Source organism: Cupriavidus sp. FW305-26, assembly GCF_058787975.1.
Genome location: NZ_JBYTAH010000001.1, coordinates 61,240 through 78,192, shown reverse-complemented (window position 1 = coordinate 78,192; position 16,953 = coordinate 61,240). Strand labels below are relative to the sequence as shown.

Genomic DNA, 16,953 nt, shown 5'->3' with positions numbered 1-16,953 from the left:
TGACCCACGTACATGCGCAGGAGCCTCGCCATGAAGGAATCTGTCCGGCCCGAGCATGCCGATGACACCCGTACCGCCCTGTCCGGCGCCAGCCTGCGCCGGGCCTTCCTCGACCACGTCTTCCATACCCAGGGCAAGCTGCCCGGCCACGCCAGCCAGAACGATCTCTACCAGGCAGCGGCGCATACCGTGCGCGACCGCCTGGTGCAGCGCTGGATCAGCACCGCCGAGGCCTACCTGGGCCAGCCCTCGCGCACCGTCGCCTACCTGTCGGCGGAATTCCTGATGGGCCCGCACCTGGGCAACAACCTGATCAACCTGGGCATCTTCGACGAGGTGCGCGAGGCCATGGCCGCTGCCGGGCTGGATCTAGACCGCATCCTGGAGCAAGAGGTCGAGCCGGGGCTGGGAAATGGCGGCCTGGGCCGGCTCGCGGCCTGCTTCATGGATTCGCTGGCGACGCTGGAAATCCCCGCGCTCGGCTATGGCATCCGCTACGAGTACGGCATCTTCCAGCAGACCATCATCGACGGCATGCAGGTGGAATCCACCGATACCTGGCTGCGCAACGGCAACCCCTGGGAGATCCAGCGCTCAGAGTGGGCCGTGCAGGTGCGCCTGGGCGGGCACACCGAGCACTACACCGACGACCGCGGCCACTACCGCGTACGCTGGGTGCCGGCCAAGACCGTGGTGGGTGTGCCGTTCGACTCGCCGATCCTGGGCTATCGCGTCAATACCGTGAACACCCTGCGGCTGTGGCGCGCGGACGCCACCGAGGCGTTCGACTTCCATACCTTCAACCGCGGCGACTACCTGGGCGCGGTCAGCAAGAAGGTCACTTCCGAGAACCTGACCAAGGTCCTCTACCCCAACGACGAGACCAGCCAGGGCAAGGAGCTGCGGCTCGAGCAGCAATACTTCTTCGTCGCCTGTTCGCTGCAAGACATGCTGCGGCTGCTCGCCGTCGACGGCATCCCGGTGACGCGCTTCCACGAGAAGTTCGCGGTGCAGCTGAACGACACCCACCCGGCCGTGGGCATTGCCGAGCTGATGCGGCTGCTGGTCGACGACCATGACCTGCCCTGGAACGAGGCCTGGCACATCACGCAGAATGCCTTTGCCTACACCAACCACACGCTGCTGCCCGAGGCGCTGGAGCAGTGGCCGCTGCCGCTGTTTGCCCGGGTGCTGCCGCGCCATCTCGAGATCATCCTGGAAATCAACGCGCGCTTGCTGGACGAGGTGCGGATCCGCTTCTACGGCGACGAATCGCGCCTGGCGCGGCTGTCGCTGATCAATGAGTACGGCGAACGGCAGGTGCGCATGGCCAACCTGGCGTGTGTGGGCAGCCACGCCATCAACGGTGTGGCCGAGCTGCACTCACGGCTGATGCGCGAGGACGTGCTCAAGGATTTCTACGAGATGTGGCCGGAGAAGTTCACCAGCATCACCAATGGCGTGACGCCGCGGCGCTGGCTGGCGCTGTCCAACCCGCGCCTGACGCGGCTGGTGTCGGAGGCGATCGGCGACGGCTGGATCTCCGACCTGGCGCAGCTCCGCGCGCTCGAGCCGTATGCCGAGGACGCGGGCTTTCGCGAACAATGGCAGGCCGCGCGGCACCAGAACAAGGTGGCGCTGGCCGAGCTGGTCCGCGAAACCACCGGCGTAGTGGTGGACCCGTCCTCCATGTTCGATGTGATGGTCAAGCGCATCCACGAATACAAGCGCCAGCACCTGGCGGTGCTGCATGTGATCGCGCTGTACCACCGCATCAAGTCCGACCCCGGCACCGAGATCCAGCCGCGCACCTTCCTGTTCGGCGGCAAGGCGGCGCCGGGCTACGCCTATGCCAAGCTGATGATCCGCTTCATCACCTCGGTGGCCGACGTGGTCAACCGCGACCCGCAGGTGCGCGACCGGCTCAAGGTTGTGTTCCTGCCCAACTTCAATGTCACCTACGGGCAGCGCATCTACCCGGCGGCCGACCTGGCCGAGCAGATCTCGCTGGCGGGCAAGGAAGCGTCCGGCACCGGCAACATGAAGTTCGCGATGAATGGCGCGCTCAATATCGGCACCATGGACGGCGCCAACATCGAGCTGCGCGAAGCCGTGGGCAACGACAACTTCTTCCCGTTCGGCCTGACCGCGCCTGAGGTCTATGCGCTGCGTGCAAGCGGCTACGACCCTGCCGCCTACTACCACGGCAACCCGCAGTTGCGCGCGGTGATCGACCTGGTCCAGCAAGGCTTCTTCTCGCGCGGCGACCCGGCGCTGTTCCGTCCGCTGTTTGACCCGCAGCAGAGGCACGACCCCTACCTGCTGATGGCCGACTTCGCCTCATACATCGAGTGCCAGGAGAAAGTCTCCCAGGCCTTTGCCGAGCCGGCGCGCTGGCAACGCATGTCGGTGCTGTCGTGCGCGCGCTCCGGGCGCTTTTCCTCGGACCGGGCGATCCGCGAGTATTGCGAGCGCATCTGGCACATCGAGCCGGTGCCGGTGCGGCTGCTGCACCGCGCCAGCGGTGCGCCCTGGCAGGTTGAATCTCCGGCGCACGCCCCGCGCGCCGCCTAAGGCGGCACTGCGGGCGTGGGCTAGCGCACGTCCGCATCGCGCAGGTAGTTTCTACAATGGCCCATGTAACAAAGCCCGCGCTGGCGCTTGCCCCCGCCAGCCCGCGGCCTCGCCAAGCGTTGTCCTGCGGGCATGGAGTTCGCATTGTGCCAAGACCGGCCATCCGGCCGGCTCTCCCTTGGCATTCCCCACGGCCGTCCCAAAGCCAGGAGCCGAATTTGCACGCCAACCCGTTTCTGCTCGCCCCCGGCGCCCGCTCCGCCATGCCCAGCCTGGCCCCGCACGACTGCTTTGCAGCGCCCACTGCCGCCGGGCCGCTGGGCCTGCCCGGCAACGACGACAATGCGCACGACTACCTGTTCGGGCCGGCCTGGTTGCCGGACGGCCGCGTGCGGTTCCGCCTGTGGGCCCCGGACGCAGCCGAGCAAGGCCAGGCGGTACGGCTGGAGATCGCCGGGCTCGGTCCGGTGCGCATGGCGGCCGGCGCCAACGGCTGGTTCGAGGCCATCGTTCCGTGCTGCAATGGGGCACGCTACTGGTTCCGGCTTGACGACGGCACCACCGTGCCCGACCCGGCCTCGCGCTGCCAGGCCGACGATGTGCACGGGCCCAGCATCGTGCCCGCGCCCGACGCCGCCGGCGCCTTTGCGTGGGCGTGTCCGGACTGGCGCGGGCGCCCCTGGCATGAAGCCATCGTCTATGAGTTGCACGTGGGCCTGTGCGGCGGCTTTGCCGGCGCGGCGCAGCAGCTGCCGCGGCTGGCGGCGCTGGGCTTCACCGCGGTCGAGCTGATGCCGGTGGCGGAGTTCCCCGGCACGCGCAACTGGGGCTATGACGGCGTGCTGCCGTTCGCGCCGGAGTCCGCCTACGGCACCCCGGACGAACTGCGCGCGCTGGTGGACCGCGCCCACCAGCTCGGCATGATGGTGCTGCTGGACGTGGTCTACAACCACTTCGGGCCGGAGGGCAACTACCTGCACCGCTACGCCAGCGCGTTCTTCCGCGCGGACCGGCAGACCCCGTGGGGGCCGGCCATCGATTTCCGCCGGCCGCAGGTGCGGCGCTTTTTCACCGAGAACGCGCGCTACTGGCTGGAGCAGTTCCGCTTCGACGGCCTGCGCCTGGACGCCGTGCACGCGATCGAGGACGAAGGCTGGCTGGCGGCGCTGCCCGGCGAGCTGCGCACCATGCTGGCCGAAGGCGACGGCGCCAGCCGCCATCTCCACCTGGTGCTGGAAAACGACAACAACGATGCCGAACTGCTGGCCAAGGGCTACGACGCACAGTGGAACGATGACGCCCACCATGCCCTGCACGTGCTGCTGACCGGCGAGGGCGACGGCTATTACTGCGACTACACCCGCTGCGCCGATGAGGGCGAGGATGCGTCCGCGGGGCGCGGCGAGCCCGCGCTGCGCCACCTTGCGCGCGTGCTGGGCGAAGGCTTTGCCTACCAGGGCGAGTTGTCGGCGCACCGCTCCGCCGCCGCGCCGGGCGTGCCGTCAAGCGCGGACAGCGTGCGCCGCGGCCAGCCCAGCGCGCACCTGCCGCCCACGGCCTTCGTCTGCTTCCTGCAGAACCACGACCAGACCGGCAACCGCGCACTGGGCGACCGGCTGGCCGGCCTGGCGGACCGCAATGCGCTGCGCGCGGCGGTGGCGCTGCAGCTGCTGTGCCCGCAGGTGCCGCTGGTGTTCATGGGCGAGGAAACCGGCACGCAGCGGCCCTTCCTCTACTTCACCAGCCACCCGCCCGAACTGGCGCAGGCCGTGCGCGACGGCCGGCGCCGCGAGTTTGCGGCTTCCACGGCATTCCGCGACGATACGCGCGCCGCGGCCATCCCCGATCCCAACGACCCGGCCACCTTCGAGGCATCGCGCCCCGAGCTGGAAGACGACGGCGACTGGACTCCGTACTACCACGAGCTGCTCGCGGTGCGCCGCCGTGAACTGCTGGACCGGCTGGCCGGCTGCCAGTCGGCCGGCGTCGATATCCTGGGGCCGGCCGCGCTGTGCGCACGCTGGCGGCTGATGGACGGCATGGAGCTGAGCCTGTGGCTGAACCTGGGCAGCGAAGCCGTGCCATGCATGCGGCCATGCCACGACATGAGCGCGGCGCTGCATGAAAGCCTGCCCGGCGCCGCGGCCGAGCTGTCCGCGGGCATGCTGCCGCCGCTGGCCTGCGTCGCCACCATGTGCGAGCCCGCAGCGGCGCGCGCCAGATAATGCCCGCCGGCTTGCCGGAATCCCTGCCAGGCAGCCATGGCGATGGCGATGGCGGCGACCATGACCTGCCCCGCGCCACCGCGCGGCTGCAGCTGCACCCGGGCTTTACCTTTGCCGATGCTGCTGCCGTGGTCGACTACTACGCCGCGCTCGGCGTCAGCCACCTGTACCTGTCGCCTGTGTGCAGCGCGCGCCCCGCCTCCACCCATGGCTACGATGTCACCGACTTCACCCGCGTGCGCGACGAGCTGGGCGGCGAGCCCGGCCTGAAAGCGCTGGCCGGGCGCGCCCGCGCCGCCGGCCTCGGCCTGGTGCTGGACATCGTGCCCAACCACATGGCGGCCGACCCCACCCACAACCACTGGTGGCGCGACGTGCTGACCCACGGACGCGCCAGCCGCTGCGCCGCCAGCTTCGACATCGACTGGACCCCGCGCGACCCCGCCCTGCATGGCAAGGTGCTGCTGCCGATACTGGGCCAGTCCTACTGGGACACGCTGGTGGCGGGCGAGCTGCAATGGGTGCCTGCAAGCGCAGACGATGCCGCCCACCTGCGCTACTTCGAGCACTCGCTGCCGCTGGCGCCGGGCAGCGTGGATGCCGCCGCCGCAACCCAGCCCGGCTGGTACGACCCCACGCAGGCCGAAGGCCGCACCCGGCTGCACGCACTGCTGGAGCGCCAGCACTACCGGCTAACCTGGTGGCGCACCGCCGCCGCGGCACTGAACTGGCGGCGCTTTTTCGAGATCAGCGATCTCGTCGGCGTGCGCGAGGAAGACCCGCAGGTATTCGACGCCGTCCACGCGCTGGTCTTCCGCCTGCTGCGCGAAGGCTGGATCGACGGCGTGCGTGTCGATCATGTCGACGGCCTGGCCGATCCTGCCGGCTACTGCCGCCGGCTGCGCGCCGAACTGGACCGGCACGCCGCCGCGCGCCCGCCGTTGCTGCGGCTGGCGCACCCGTGGCTGGTGGTCGAGAAGATCCTGGGCCCGCGCGAACGGCTGGCGCCGGACTGGCAGGTGGATGGCACCACGGGCTACGACTTCATGGACGAGGTTGCCGCCGTGCTGCACGACGGCAACGGCGAGGCGCCGCTGGGCGCGCTGTGGACTTCGGCCAGCGGCGATGCGCGCTCGTATGCCGCCCATGTCGCGGCGGCACGGCGCCAGGTGCTGGAGCGGCACCTGGTAACCGAGTACGAAGGCGCCGCCGCCTGCCTGCACGACTGCGCGAAGCAGGAGCCCGGCACGCGTGACCTGACACGCGCGGCGCTGCGGCGCGCGCTGGCCGCGCTGATGGCGGCGGTGCCCGTCTACCGCAGCTACTTTGACGCGCAACCCGGCGCACGCGACGCCTCTGCCGCACAGGCCGACCATGCCATGCTGGACCAGGCCATGCAGGCGGCACGCGCCGACCTCGCCCCGGACGAGGCCGTGGCACTGGCCTTTATCGGCGGCTGCCTGCGCACGCCAGCCCCGCCCGACAGCGAAACCGGCGTGCTGCGCCGCCGCCTGCAGCAACTGATGCCCGCCCTGGCAGCCAAGGCCGGCGAAGACACCGCGTTCTACCGCTACGGGCGGCTGCTGTCGCGCAACGAGGTAGGCAGCGACCCCGGCACGCTGGCGCTGCCGCCGGCGCAGTTCCACGCGCGCATGGCGGCGCGGCGCATGGCCTGTCCTCATGCCATGCTGGCCACTGCGACCCACGACCACAAGCGCGGCGAGGACACACGCATGCGCCTGGCCGTGCTGAGCGAGATGCCCGCTGCCTGGGCCGAGGCCGTGGCGGCATGGGAACGCGCCTGCACACCGCTGCTGTCGACGCTGCCGCAGGCCCCGGACCCCGGCGACCGCCTGATGCTGTACCAGACCCTGGTCGGCGCGTGGCCGATGGAGGACATCGGCAAGCCTGCAGGCAGCAACACCGTCGAGGCCTTCCTGGAGCGCGTGTCCGCGTGGCAGCTCAAGGCCATCCGCGAAGCCAAGCGCCACGGCAACTGGACCTGCCCCGACGCAGCCTACGAAGCCGCGTGCGAGGGCTTCCTGCGCGCCATCGCGGCGGACTGGCCATCGGGTGTGCTGGCGCATATCGGCCAGTTTGCGCAGCACATTGCCGTGGCAGGCGCCGTCAACAGCCTGGCACAGGTGCTGGTCCAGCTGACCGCACCAGGCGTCCCCGACCGCTACCAGGGATGCGAAGGCTGGGACCTGAGCCTGGTAGACCCCGACAACCGGCGCCCGCCCGATTTTGCGCAACTGCGCGCGCGCCTGGGCTGCAGCGCTGGCTGGGCCCACTGGCTGGCGCACTGGCGCGACGGGCGCATCAAGCAGCAGCTGATACGCCAGGTGCTGGCAGTACGCCACGCCCATCCCCGGCTCTTTGCCGACGGGCAATACAGCATGCTGGCGGCGCAAGGCGCGCTGGTGCCGCAGGTGCTGGCCTTTGCCCGCACCGCGGATGCGCACCAGGCCATCACCGTGGTGACGCGGCTGGTGGCCACGCAGGTCGACCCGACCATGCCGCGCATCCCGCCCGCGGGCTGGGGCGACACCGCCCTGAACGTGGGCGCGCCGCAGCCGAGCCGCTGGACCGATGCGCTGACCGGCCACGTGCTGGACGCACCCATGGGCCGGCTGCGCCTGCGCGAGGTGCTGGGCGGCTTGCCGGTGGCGCTGCTGCTGCGCCAGCCGTAAGCGGCCCAGGGGCAGCGCGAACGCTCGCGGCCTCAGGACTTCTGCACTGCCGTGTGCAACACGATCGGCGTCAGCGGGCCGTGGTGATGGCGTGGCGTGCCATGCGGCACCGCCTGGCCGTGCTGCGGCGGCTGCGCGCCGTCGTGCGGCCCACGCCTCGCCTGGCCGGGCGAAGCGCCGCGTTCCTGCGGCAGGTAGGGCCGGATCACGACGGCAACGTAATCGTCCTCCTTGGGCGTGACGACGATATACGCCAGGCCCGACATCACCAGGCCGACCTCACCGAGCTCGGTCGCGATGCGCGCCACGATAAAGCGCTGCAGCAGCAGCGGGTTGACGCTGTCGTCAATCGCAAGCGCGGCCGTGCAGATGGTCAGGAAGCAGCGCTCGACCTCGCGGCACACCACCACCACCTCATCGATGGCGTAGCCCGAGCGGCTGGCGCGCACCAGCACCGACACCCCCGAGCTGGGCGCGGCGCGGTGCCAGCCCGGCTTGACCTTGAAGCTGGGCAGGGCCAGGCCGGAGCCGGTGTCGTGGGCCACGGCATTGAAGCGCTGGGCGAAGTCCGTGGGCGTCATCGCAAGCAGCTGGCGCTCCACCGGCGCCGAAGACACCGAGACGGACGAGGCCAGGACGACGGTGGACAGGATGCTGGCTAGGTTCATGACTACCTCGCAACGGATGAGCCGCTCCCCCCGGCTGCGCTGTCGGGCCCGGCGGCACGCGGCGCACAGGGGGCCGCCGCGGCATGGGGCCGGCGTTGCGGGCTGTGCTCGCCGGCACTTGCCGCTCGCCAGTTTTTGCCAGCATTTCCTCCACTATAGACACGACGGCACGCAATCACACGACGGCGCAAGCATCGCGCCGGTCATGCCGCGCGGGCGCTGGCAGGCTGCACATGCAGTTTCTGCCGCGGCTGTAAAAACTACGCCGTGTGCGCCGAACCGGCAGCGTCGCAAGCCGCACAGGACCCAGCTCCGCACCGGCGGCGCCGGCGCCGGCGCCGGGAACGGAGCTTGCAGGTCAAAGGCAGATGCGGAGCAGGAATCGCCCTGCCCGCTGCCAAGTACAGGAGGATCGTCATGACACCACGCTTCCGCATCGCCCGCCTGGCGCTGCCTCTGGCGGTGCTGGCGATGGCCGCCTCCCAGGCCGTTGCGGCCGCCCCGACCGATGCGCCGGCGGCGCCGTCATCAACGGGCCGCACGGCCGCGCCGCGCGACACCGCAGCCGCCAGCGACCGCGCCATCACTGCCGAAGTCCAGGCCCGCCTGGCCAACGCGCGCACGCTGGACCCCGCCAGGATCCGCGTATCCACCACTGACGGCGTGGTCAAGCTGGAAGGCACCGTGCGCGACGATAAACAGCGTACGATGGCAATGGAACTGGCTCGTTCGGTGCGCGGTGTGAGCGCCGTATCCGACGAGCTGCGCGCCGGCACCGACTGACCGGCAGCGCCATGCCAACCTCCGTGGAGACGCCATGAGCACCCATCGCCAGCCCGACCATGACACCACGCGACGCCGCAGCGAGCGTCCCGACCCGCACAAGGGCGGCCCCGACACCGAACATGAACGGGGCAAGCCCGGGCGCGACCGCCGCCACGATGTCGAGCGCGAGCATGACATCCCGGACGAGAACACCGAGCCGCCTTCAGTCAGGCGCCGCGGCGACAGGCCCGATGACAGCGAAGCGCCAGTGGAGAACCACTGAATCCGCCGAGCCAACCGAACAGGAGGCACGATGAGCAAGACCGTACGTACCCACCGTATCGGCCCACGCCACGGTGACCGTGTGGGCGGCACCGCGCCCGCGCCGCGCGAAGGCGCGCAGGCTTCCGCCGGCCGCCGTTCGCGCGAGAACACCGCGTCCGGTGCCGCGCGCGCCGACGCGGGCCATATCCCGAGCACGCTCGACCCCGATCTCGAACAGGAAACCGACGATATCGACGAAGAAATCGAGCAACGCGAGAACGAGGCCCACACCGCGCAGGATGAGGAAAGCCCGGAGGAAGAGATCGCCGATGAAGTGATGCATGCCGCCGAAGACCTGCCGGCCGAAGTGCCGGTCGACAAAGCCGACCACACCGATGAGCGCGAGGAACGCCCACCCCGCGCACCGCGTTAGCTAGCGCCCGGCAAGGACGTATCCGTGCGGCGAGACGAACGGGGGCCCCGGTGCGCCCGGAATCCCCGTCTTGATCCGGCCGGGACGCTCATCAAAGCCACCGCTATGTCGTACTGAGGTCTCCACCGTCATACTGCGGCGCTGCGGGCACCTCAAAGCGAGCCAGCAGCGGCAGGTGGTCGGAGGCGACGCGCGCCAGCGGCGAACGGTGGCTGGCCACCGACACCAGGTGCGCGCGCGGCGACACCCAGATGCGATCGAGGGCAAACACCGGCCAGCGCGACGGGAAGGTGGCGGTGTGCGGCGCATGCTCGAAATACGCATGCAGCCAGCGCAATGGCCGGCCCCACAGGAACCATTCATTGACGTCACCGAGCAGGATGGTCGGCAACGGCGGTGCGGCGGCCACGTAGTTGAGCAACTGCTGCACCTGGCGCCGGCGCTCACCGGGGCGCAGGCCCAGGTGGGTGGCAATCACGCGCAGCGCGCTCTCCCAGCCCGAGGCCGTGCACGCCAGCGTGACATCGATGGCACCGCGCGGCTCGCAGCCCTTCACCGTCAGGTCGATCTGGTTCACCGCCTGCGGCGCAAAGCGCGCCAGCAGCGCATTGCCATAGTCGGCATTGCCGCGCACGCGCGTAAATCCAGAGACCACGTGCATGCCGGTATGGCCGGCCAGGTATTCCAGGGTATGGTCGTTGCTGCTGCCGGATTCCACTTCCTGCAGCGCGACGATATCGGCGTCCAGTTCCTCCAGCACCGCTGCGATGCGGTCAGGCCGATAGCGGCGGTCCGTGCCCACGGCGCGGTGGATGTTGTAGCTGACCACCGTCATGCTGGCGATGCCGGCCACGTCCGCCGCGCAGTGCAGCCCTGCCCGCGCGCTGGCGACCGCAGGCGTGTCGCCAGGGTCACGCGCCTGGGCAGGATTTACAAGAGGCGGTAAGTCCGGTTGCATTCGCATGGCCGGCAGCGCTGGCCGCTATGCTCAGGCGCCATCCAGGAACGGGTTCGGCTTGCCGATGCGGCGGCCGAGGTCTGGGCTTTCCCAACGTGCGCCCTCCGTGTATGGATCCGGGGCGCGCTGCATGGTCGTGCCAGGCACGCCAGGCTGCGCCGGCACGGTCGAAGGCTGGGCCTCTGGCGCGGGTGCCAGGTCGGTCCGGGTGGGGGCGTTGGCGCCCTGGGTGTACGGGTCGAACTTGTCGGTGCTGCGCGCGCCTTGCGAATACGGGTCATAGGTGCCGCGCGGCGTGCCCGGCGCCTGCGCCAGGGCGGGGATTGCGGCAGCGGCCAGGGCCACGGCCGCAAGGATTCGGCTGGGACGGATATGCTTCATGGTTACCTCCGGTTGCGCGCGATGTGCACGCCAGTAGCCATGGTCAAGCGAAAGGCGTGCCCGTACGCCCTTCGCTGCGCCAATCCCTCAGGCGATGCTCACCTTGCCTGCCCCGGCATTGCCCCGTGCCAGCACCGGCACCAGCGCTGCACCGGTATGGCTGGCCGCATTGCGCGACAAGGCCTCCGGATCGGCCGCGCCGACAATGGCGCCCCCGCCCGCACCGCCTTCGGGGCCAAGGTCGATGATCCAGTCGGCCTCGGCAATCACGTCGAGGTCATGCTCGATCACCACCACGCTGTGCCCCCCGTCTGTCAGCCGGTGCAATACGCGGATCAGGCGCGCCACGTCGGCCATATGCAGGCCCACGGTGGGCTCGTCCAGCACGTACAGCGTATGCGGCGCCTTCTGGCCGCGGCGCGTGATGTCGTCGCGCACCTTGCTCAGTTCAGTCACCAGCTTGATGCGCTGCGCCTCGCCGCCGGACAGCGTTGGCGACGGCTGGCCCAGCGTCAGGTAGCCCAGGCCCACGTCCTTCATCAGCTGCAGCGGATGGGCGATGTTCGACATGGCCGAGAAGAACTCCACCGCCTCGTCGATCTCCATCGTCAGCACGTCGCCGATATTCTTGCCGCGCCAGGTGACCGCCAGGGTCTCGGGGTTGAAGCGCTGGCCGTGGCAGACATCGCACGGCACCTTCACATCCGGCAGGAAGCTCATGCCGATGGTGCGCACGCCCTGCCCTTCGCATGCCGGGCAACGCCCGTCGCCGGTGTTGAACGAGAAACGCGACGCCGTGTAGCCGCGTGCGCGCGCTTCCAGCGTATCGGCAAAGAGCCGGCGAATGGTGTCCCACACGCCGATATAGGTGGCCGGGCATGAGCGCGGCGTCTTGCCGATCGGGGTCTGGTCCACCTCCAGCACGCGGTCGATCGATTCCCAGCCGGTGACGGCGTCGCAGCCATGCCAGTTGTGCTCGACATTGAGCGGCTTCCTGGCGCTCGACTTGGCTGCCTTGGCCTCATCCTTCGCAGCGTTGCGCGCGCGCCGGGTCGCCGGCGACGACAGCACCGAGCGGCCCACCGCATCGAGCAGGTTGGTCATCAGCACATCGCGCGCCAGCGTGGATTTGCCCGAACCGGACACGCCGGTAATGGCCACCAGCCGCGACAGCGGAATGCGCGCCGTCACCTTGCGCAGGTTATGCAGCGACGCGCCGTGCACGGTCAGCCATTCCGGCGGATCGGCGGGCTTGCCGGCGGCGCCGGGCTTCACCTTGCGCCTGGCCTGCAGCGGATGGATGATCGGGTGCGCCAGGAACTGCCCGGTGGTGGAGTCCGGCGCCGCCGACAGGTCGGCCACGCCGCCCTGTGCCACCAGCGTGCCGCCGCGCTTGCCCGCACCGGGGCCGATATCGATGATGTGGTCGGCACGGCGGATGGTGTCTTCATCATGCTCGACCACCACCAGCGTATTGCCCTTGTCGCCGAGCTTGCGCAGCGCGTCCAGCAGGATCTGGTTGTCGCGCGGATGCAGGCCGATGGTGGGCTCGTCCAGCACGTAGCAGACGCCCTGCAGGTTGCTGCCCAGCTGCGCGGCCAGGCGGATGCGCTGGGCCTCGCCGCCAGACAGGCTGGGCGCGGCACGGTCCAGGCTCAGGTAGCCCAGCCCCACTTCCTCCAGGAACTGCAGGCGGCTGCCGATCTCGCTGATGACATCGCGGGCGATCTCGGCATCGCGCCCCGTGAGGCGCAGGCCCTCGACCCAGCGGCGGGTATCGGACACGGTCCACTGCGCTACGTCGACGATTGCATTCTCGTCGAAGGTCACCGCGCGCGCGACCAGGTTCAGGCGCGTGCCGTGGCAATCCGGGCACGGCGTGTCGACCACGCCTTCGGGCTCCTGCTCTTCCGACGGCAGGCTCTGCTCGCGGCCGCGGTTGTCTTCCACCAGCACGGTATCGTCGAACGCCGCGCGCTGCTCGCGCGTCAGTGCCAGCCCGGTGCCCACGCAGGTGGTGCACCAGCCGTGCTTGCTGTTGTACGAGAACATGCGCGGGTCCAGCTCAGGGTAGCTGGTGCCGCACACCGGGCAGGCGCGCTTGGTCGAGAACACCTTGACCTCGCCCACGTGCGCGGTGCCGCCGTTGTGCATGGCGTGGTGCAGGCCGTCCAGCGGCGCCAGCAGGTGCATCACGCCCTTGCCGGCCTCAAGCGTCTGCGCCAGCAGCGCGCGCAGCTCGGCCTCGTTCTCAGGCGAGACCACCAGGTCGCCCACCGGCAGCTCGATGGTGTGCTCGCGGAAGCGGTCCAGCCGCGGCCACGGGTCGACCGGCAGGAATTCGCCATCGACACGCAGGTGAGTATTGCCGCGCGCCTTGGCCCACTTGGCCAGGTCGGTATAGACCCCCTTGCGGTTGACCACCAGCGGCGCCAGCAGCCCCACGTGCTGGCCGCGATGGTCGCGCAGCAGCTGGGCGGCAATCGACTCCGGGCTCTGCGAGGTCACCGGCGCGCCGTCATGCACGCAATGCTGGATGCCCAGCTTGACGTACAGCAGGCGCAGGAAGTGCCAGACCTCGGAGGTGGTCGCCACCGTGCTCTTGCGGCCGCCGCGCGACAGGCGCTGCTCGATCGCCACCGTCGGCGGGATGCCGTAGACCGCATCCACCTCGGGCCGGCCCGCCGGCTGCACGATGGAACGCGCATAGGCATTGAGCGACTCCAGGTAGCGGCGCTGGCCTTCGTGGAACAGGATGTCGAAGGCCAGCGTCGACTTGCCCGATCCGGACACACCGGTGACCACGTTGAACTTGCCGTGCGGAATATCGACGTTGAGCGCCTTCAGGTTGTGCTCATGCGCATTGACGATGCGCACCACGTCCTCGCCCTCGACCTCGCGGCGCGCGCGCCGTGCCTGCAGCGCGGCCTGCAGCGGCACGCCTTCGATCTCGGCGCGCTCGGCGGCCAGCGTGCCGGCTTCGCCGAGCGCCGCGTCATAGTGGATCAGCGCCTGGCCGGTATGCGATTCGGCGCAGCGCTTCACGTCTTCCGGGGTGCCGGTGCAGACCACGCGCCCGCCGGCGTCGCCGCCCTCGGGGCCAAGGTCGATCAGCCAGTCCGCGGCGCGGATCACGTCCAGGTTGTGCTCGATCACGATCAGCGAATGGCCGCCGTCCAGCAGCTTGCCGAAGGCACGCATCAGCTTGGCGATATCGTCGAAGTGCAGGCCCGTGGTCGGCTCGTCGAACATGAACAGCCGGCGCGGGATGGCGCTGGGCCGGGTCCGCGACGGCGTGGCCTGCACCGCTTCGGCGAGGAAGCCGGCCAGCTTCAGGCGCTGCGCCTCGCCGCCCGACAGCGTCGGCACCGGCTGGCCCAGCTTCATGTATTCCAGGCCGACATCGACGATGGGCTGCAGCACGCGCAGCACCGCGGGGTCGGCGGCAAAGCAGGCGGCCGCTTCGCTGACGGTCAGCTCCAGCACGTCGGCAATGCTCAGCAAGCGCGGCGGCTGGCCGGGGGCGGCACGCTCGATCTTCACTTCCAGCACTTCGGGGCGATAGCGGGTGCCGTCGCAATCCGGGCAGCGCAGGTAGACATCGCTCAGGAACTGCATCTCGACATGCTCGAAGCCCGAGCCGCCGCAGGTCGGGCAACGCCCGTCGCCCGAGTTGAAGCTGAAGGTGCCCGCGGTGTAGCTGCGCTGCAGCGCCATCGGCGCCTTGGCGAAGATCTTGCGGATCTCGTCGAACGCGCCCACGTAGCTGGCCGGGTTGGAACGCGCGGTCTTGCCGATCGGCGACTGGTCGACAAAGACCACATCGTCGACCAGGTCCGCGCCGGTCAGCTGGCGGAACGCGCCCGGCGACTCGGTGGCCTTGCCGAAGTGGCGCGCCATGGCCGGATGCAGCACGTCCTGCAGCAGCGTGGACTTGCCCGAACCCGACACGCCGGTCACGCACACCAGCCGCTGCAGCGGGATCTCGACCGTGACGTCCTGCAGATTGTGCTCGGTGGCGCCTTCCAGCACGATGCGCGGCAGCTTGGCATCCACCGGTCGGCGCTGCCAGTGCGAGGCATCGGCCACGCGGCGGCGCCCGCCCAGGTACTCGCCGGTCAGCGTGCCGGCATTGCGGATGTCCGCCGGCGTGCCGTCGAAGATGATATTGCCGCCGCGCTCGCCGGGGCCCGGGCCCATGTCGATCAGTCGGTCGGCAGCCAGCATCACGGACGGATCGTGCTCAACCACCACCAGCGTGTTGCCCGCATCGCGCAGCCGGTGCATGGCCTCGACAATGCGGTTCAGGTCGCGCGGGTGCAGGCCAATGCTGGGCTCGTCCAGCACGAACAAGGTGTTGACCAGCGAGGTGCCCAGCGCCGTGGTCAGGTTGATACGCTGCACCTCGCCGCCGGACAACGTGCGGCTCTGGCGGTCCAGCGTCAGGTAGCCCAAACCCACGTCGCACAGGTATTTCAGGCGCGTGCGCACCTCGGCCAGCAGCAGCTTGAGGGCATCGTCCAGCATCGCGCTGGGCAGGGTCAGCTCGTCGAAGAAACGGCGGATGCGCTCGATCGGCAGCAGCATCAGGTCATGCACGGTCAGGCCGGGCAAAGCCTCCAGCCGGGTGCGGTCCCAGTCCACCCCGCGCGGCAGGAAGCGGCGTGGCGGCGCCAGCACGGCGTCGGCATTGTCCTTCGAGCCCAGGCGCCACAGCAGCGACTCGGTCTTCAGGCGTGCGCCGCCGCAGGCTTCGCACGGCGTGTAGCTGCGGTACTTCGACAGCAGCACGCGGATGTGCATCTTGTACGCCTTCGACTCCAGGTAGTTGAAGAACCGCATCACGCCGTACCAGTGCTTGTTCCACTGGCCGGTCCAGTCCGGCGAGCCATGGATGACCCAGTGGCGCTCGGCCTCGGTCATCTCCGCCCAGGGGGTGTCGCGCGGAATGCCGGCCTTGCCCGCGTAGCGCATCAGGTCGTCCTGGCACTCCTTCCAGGCCGGGGTCTGCATCGGCTTGATCGCGCCCCCGCGCAGCGTCTTGCGCGCGTCGGGGATCACCAGGCCAAGATCGACACCGATCACGCGGCCGAAGCCGCGGCAGGTCTCGCACGCGCCGTAGGCGGAGTTGAACGAGAACAGCGCCGGCTGCGGGTCCGCATAGCGCAGGTCGCTGTCGGGGCTGTGCAGGCCGGTGGAAAAGCGCCATACGGGGCCCTCGTCGCCGTCAGCCAGCACATAGATATTGACGCGGCCGCCGCCGCGCTTGAGCGAAGCTTCGATCGCCTCCACCACGCGCACCTTCTCCGCATTGCCGATGCGGAAGCGGTCCGCCACCACATCGAGCAGCTTGCGTGCGCCGGTGGGCGACTGCACCACGCGCTGCGCCTGCACGCGCGTATAGCCGCTGACCGACAGCCACTGCTGGACCTCTTCGTCGGTGGCGGACTCGGGCAGTTCGACCGGGAAGGTCACCACGAGGCGCGCGTCGTGATGCGGCTGGCCCTCGGCGGTGCGCGCCAGCAGCTCGGCGTAGATGGTTTCGGGCGAGTCATGGCGCACCGGCAGCGCGGTCTGCTTGTCGAACAGCTCCGCCGCGCGCGCATAGAGCAGCTTCAGGTGGTCATTCAGCTCCGTCATCGTGCCCACCGTCGAACGCGAGCTGCGCACCGGGTTGGTCTGGTCGATGGCGATGGCGGGCGGCACCCCGTCCACGCGCTCCACCTGGGGCCGGTCCATCCGGTCCAGGAACTGGCGGGCGTAGGCGCTGAAGGTCTCGACGTAGCGGCGCTGGCCTTCGGCATAGAGCGTGTCGAACACCAGGCTGGACTTGCCCGAGCCGGACGGCCCGGTCACCACGGTCATCTCGCCGGGGCGCAGGTCGAGATCGACATTCTTGAGGTTGTGCTGGCGGGCGCCGCGAATGCGGATTAGCTGCTTGCTCGACACGATTTCTCTTTTCGAATCAGGACGTTAAGGAGGAGACCGGGGA

Annotated in this window: 10 protein-coding genes; 6 read left to right on the top strand and 4 right to left on the bottom strand. The window is 69.7% G+C overall.

Going from position 1 to position 16,953, the window contains the following annotated elements; translation table 11 throughout:
- The first annotated feature begins 30 nt into the window (after window positions 1-30).
- The 3 genes from AC3WQZ_RS00330 (at window position 31) to treY (ending at window position 7,492) form a co-directional block, all read left to right on the top strand.
- Window positions 31-2,574 (top strand): glycogen/starch/alpha-glucan phosphorylase, encoded by a 2,544-nt coding sequence (locus AC3WQZ_RS00330; protein ID WP_492299741.1) that lies wholly within the window; start codon window positions 31-33, stop codon window positions 2,572-2,574.
- A 218-nt stretch (window positions 2,575-2,792) separates the two neighbouring features.
- The gene (gene treZ / locus AC3WQZ_RS00325) at window positions 2,793-4,799 is read left to right on the top strand and encodes a malto-oligosyltrehalose trehalohydrolase (protein WP_439669134.1); all 2,007 of its coding nucleotides are present in this window, start codon (window positions 2,793-2,795) and stop codon (window positions 4,797-4,799) included.
- Window positions 4,799-7,492, top strand: coding sequence for a malto-oligosyltrehalose synthase (gene treY / locus AC3WQZ_RS00320; RefSeq protein WP_492299740.1), 2,694 nt, complete (start codon window positions 4,799-4,801; stop codon window positions 7,490-7,492). Before treZ ends, treY begins: the two co-directional genes overlap by 1 nt.
- A gap of 32 nt (window positions 7,493-7,524) precedes the next feature.
- Here treY and AC3WQZ_RS00315 read toward each other — a convergent pair whose 3' ends face one another.
- Window positions 7,525-8,160 (bottom strand): malto-oligosyltrehalose synthase, encoded by a 636-nt coding sequence (locus AC3WQZ_RS00315; protein WP_492296204.1) that lies wholly within the window; start codon window positions 8,158-8,160, stop codon window positions 7,525-7,527.
- 417 nt (window positions 8,161-8,577) lie between these two features.
- On the opposite strand from AC3WQZ_RS00315, the gene AC3WQZ_RS00310 reads away from it, so the two are divergent.
- The 3 genes from AC3WQZ_RS00310 to AC3WQZ_RS00300 are packed head-to-tail and all read left to right on the top strand — an operon-like array spanning window position 8,578 to window position 9,622.
- The gene (locus tag AC3WQZ_RS00310; RefSeq protein ID WP_010814552.1) at window positions 8,578-8,943 is read left to right on the top strand and encodes a BON domain-containing protein; all 366 of its coding nucleotides are present in this window, start codon (window positions 8,578-8,580) and stop codon (window positions 8,941-8,943) included.
- 34 nt (window positions 8,944-8,977) lie between these two features.
- On the top strand, window positions 8,978-9,208 hold the full coding sequence (locus AC3WQZ_RS00305) for a hypothetical protein (protein ID WP_010814553.1): 231 nt from the start codon (window positions 8,978-8,980) through the stop codon (window positions 9,206-9,208).
- A 30-nt stretch (window positions 9,209-9,238) separates the two neighbouring features.
- On the top strand, window positions 9,239-9,622 hold the full coding sequence (locus AC3WQZ_RS00300) for a hypothetical protein (protein WP_010814554.1): 384 nt from the start codon (window positions 9,239-9,241) through the stop codon (window positions 9,620-9,622).
- Window positions 9,623-9,725: 103 nt separating this feature from the next.
- Here AC3WQZ_RS00300 and AC3WQZ_RS00295 read toward each other — a convergent pair whose 3' ends face one another.
- The 3 genes from AC3WQZ_RS00295 to uvrA all read right to left on the bottom strand — a co-directional run bounded on the left by AC3WQZ_RS00295 (window position 9,726) and on the right by uvrA (window position 16,910).
- Window positions 9,726-10,586: an endonuclease/exonuclease/phosphatase family protein gene (locus AC3WQZ_RS00295; protein ID WP_492299739.1), complete on the bottom strand. Its 861-nt coding sequence runs from the start codon at window positions 10,584-10,586 to the stop codon at window positions 9,726-9,728.
- Window positions 10,587-10,610: 24 nt separating this feature from the next.
- Window positions 10,611-10,961, bottom strand: coding sequence for a hypothetical protein (locus tag AC3WQZ_RS00290; RefSeq protein ID WP_010814556.1), 351 nt, complete (start codon window positions 10,959-10,961; stop codon window positions 10,611-10,613).
- An 87-nt stretch (window positions 10,962-11,048) separates the two neighbouring features.
- Window positions 11,049-16,910, bottom strand: coding sequence for an excinuclease ABC subunit UvrA (uvrA, locus tag AC3WQZ_RS00285; RefSeq protein ID WP_492299737.1), 5,862 nt, complete (start codon window positions 16,908-16,910; stop codon window positions 11,049-11,051).
- Between the last annotated feature and the right edge of the window lie 43 nt (window positions 16,911-16,953).

Excerpts from the sequence above, each read along its gene's own strand:
- AC3WQZ_RS00330 (WP_492299741.1), top strand. The coding sequence starts at position 31 with ATGAAGGAATCTGTCCGGCCCGAGCATGCCGATGACACCCGTACCGCC.
- AC3WQZ_RS00305 (WP_010814553.1), top strand. The coding sequence starts at position 8,978 with ATGAGCACCCATCGCCAGCCCGACCATGACACCACGCGACGCCGCAGC.
- AC3WQZ_RS00315 (WP_492296204.1), bottom strand. The coding sequence starts at position 8,160 with ATGAACCTAGCCAGCATCCTGTCCACCGTCGTCCTGGCCTCGTCCGTC.
- AC3WQZ_RS00310 (WP_010814552.1), top strand. The coding sequence starts at position 8,578 with ATGACACCACGCTTCCGCATCGCCCGCCTGGCGCTGCCTCTGGCGGTG.
- AC3WQZ_RS00290 (WP_010814556.1), bottom strand. The coding sequence starts at position 10,961 with ATGAAGCATATCCGTCCCAGCCGAATCCTTGCGGCCGTGGCCCTGGCC.
- AC3WQZ_RS00295 (WP_492299739.1), bottom strand. The coding sequence starts at position 10,586 with ATGCGAATGCAACCGGACTTACCGCCTCTTGTAAATCCTGCCCAGGCG.
- treY (WP_492299740.1), top strand. The coding sequence starts at position 4,799 with ATGCCCGCCGGCTTGCCGGAATCCCTGCCAGGCAGCCATGGCGATGGC.
- AC3WQZ_RS00300 (WP_010814554.1), top strand. The coding sequence starts at position 9,239 with ATGAGCAAGACCGTACGTACCCACCGTATCGGCCCACGCCACGGTGAC.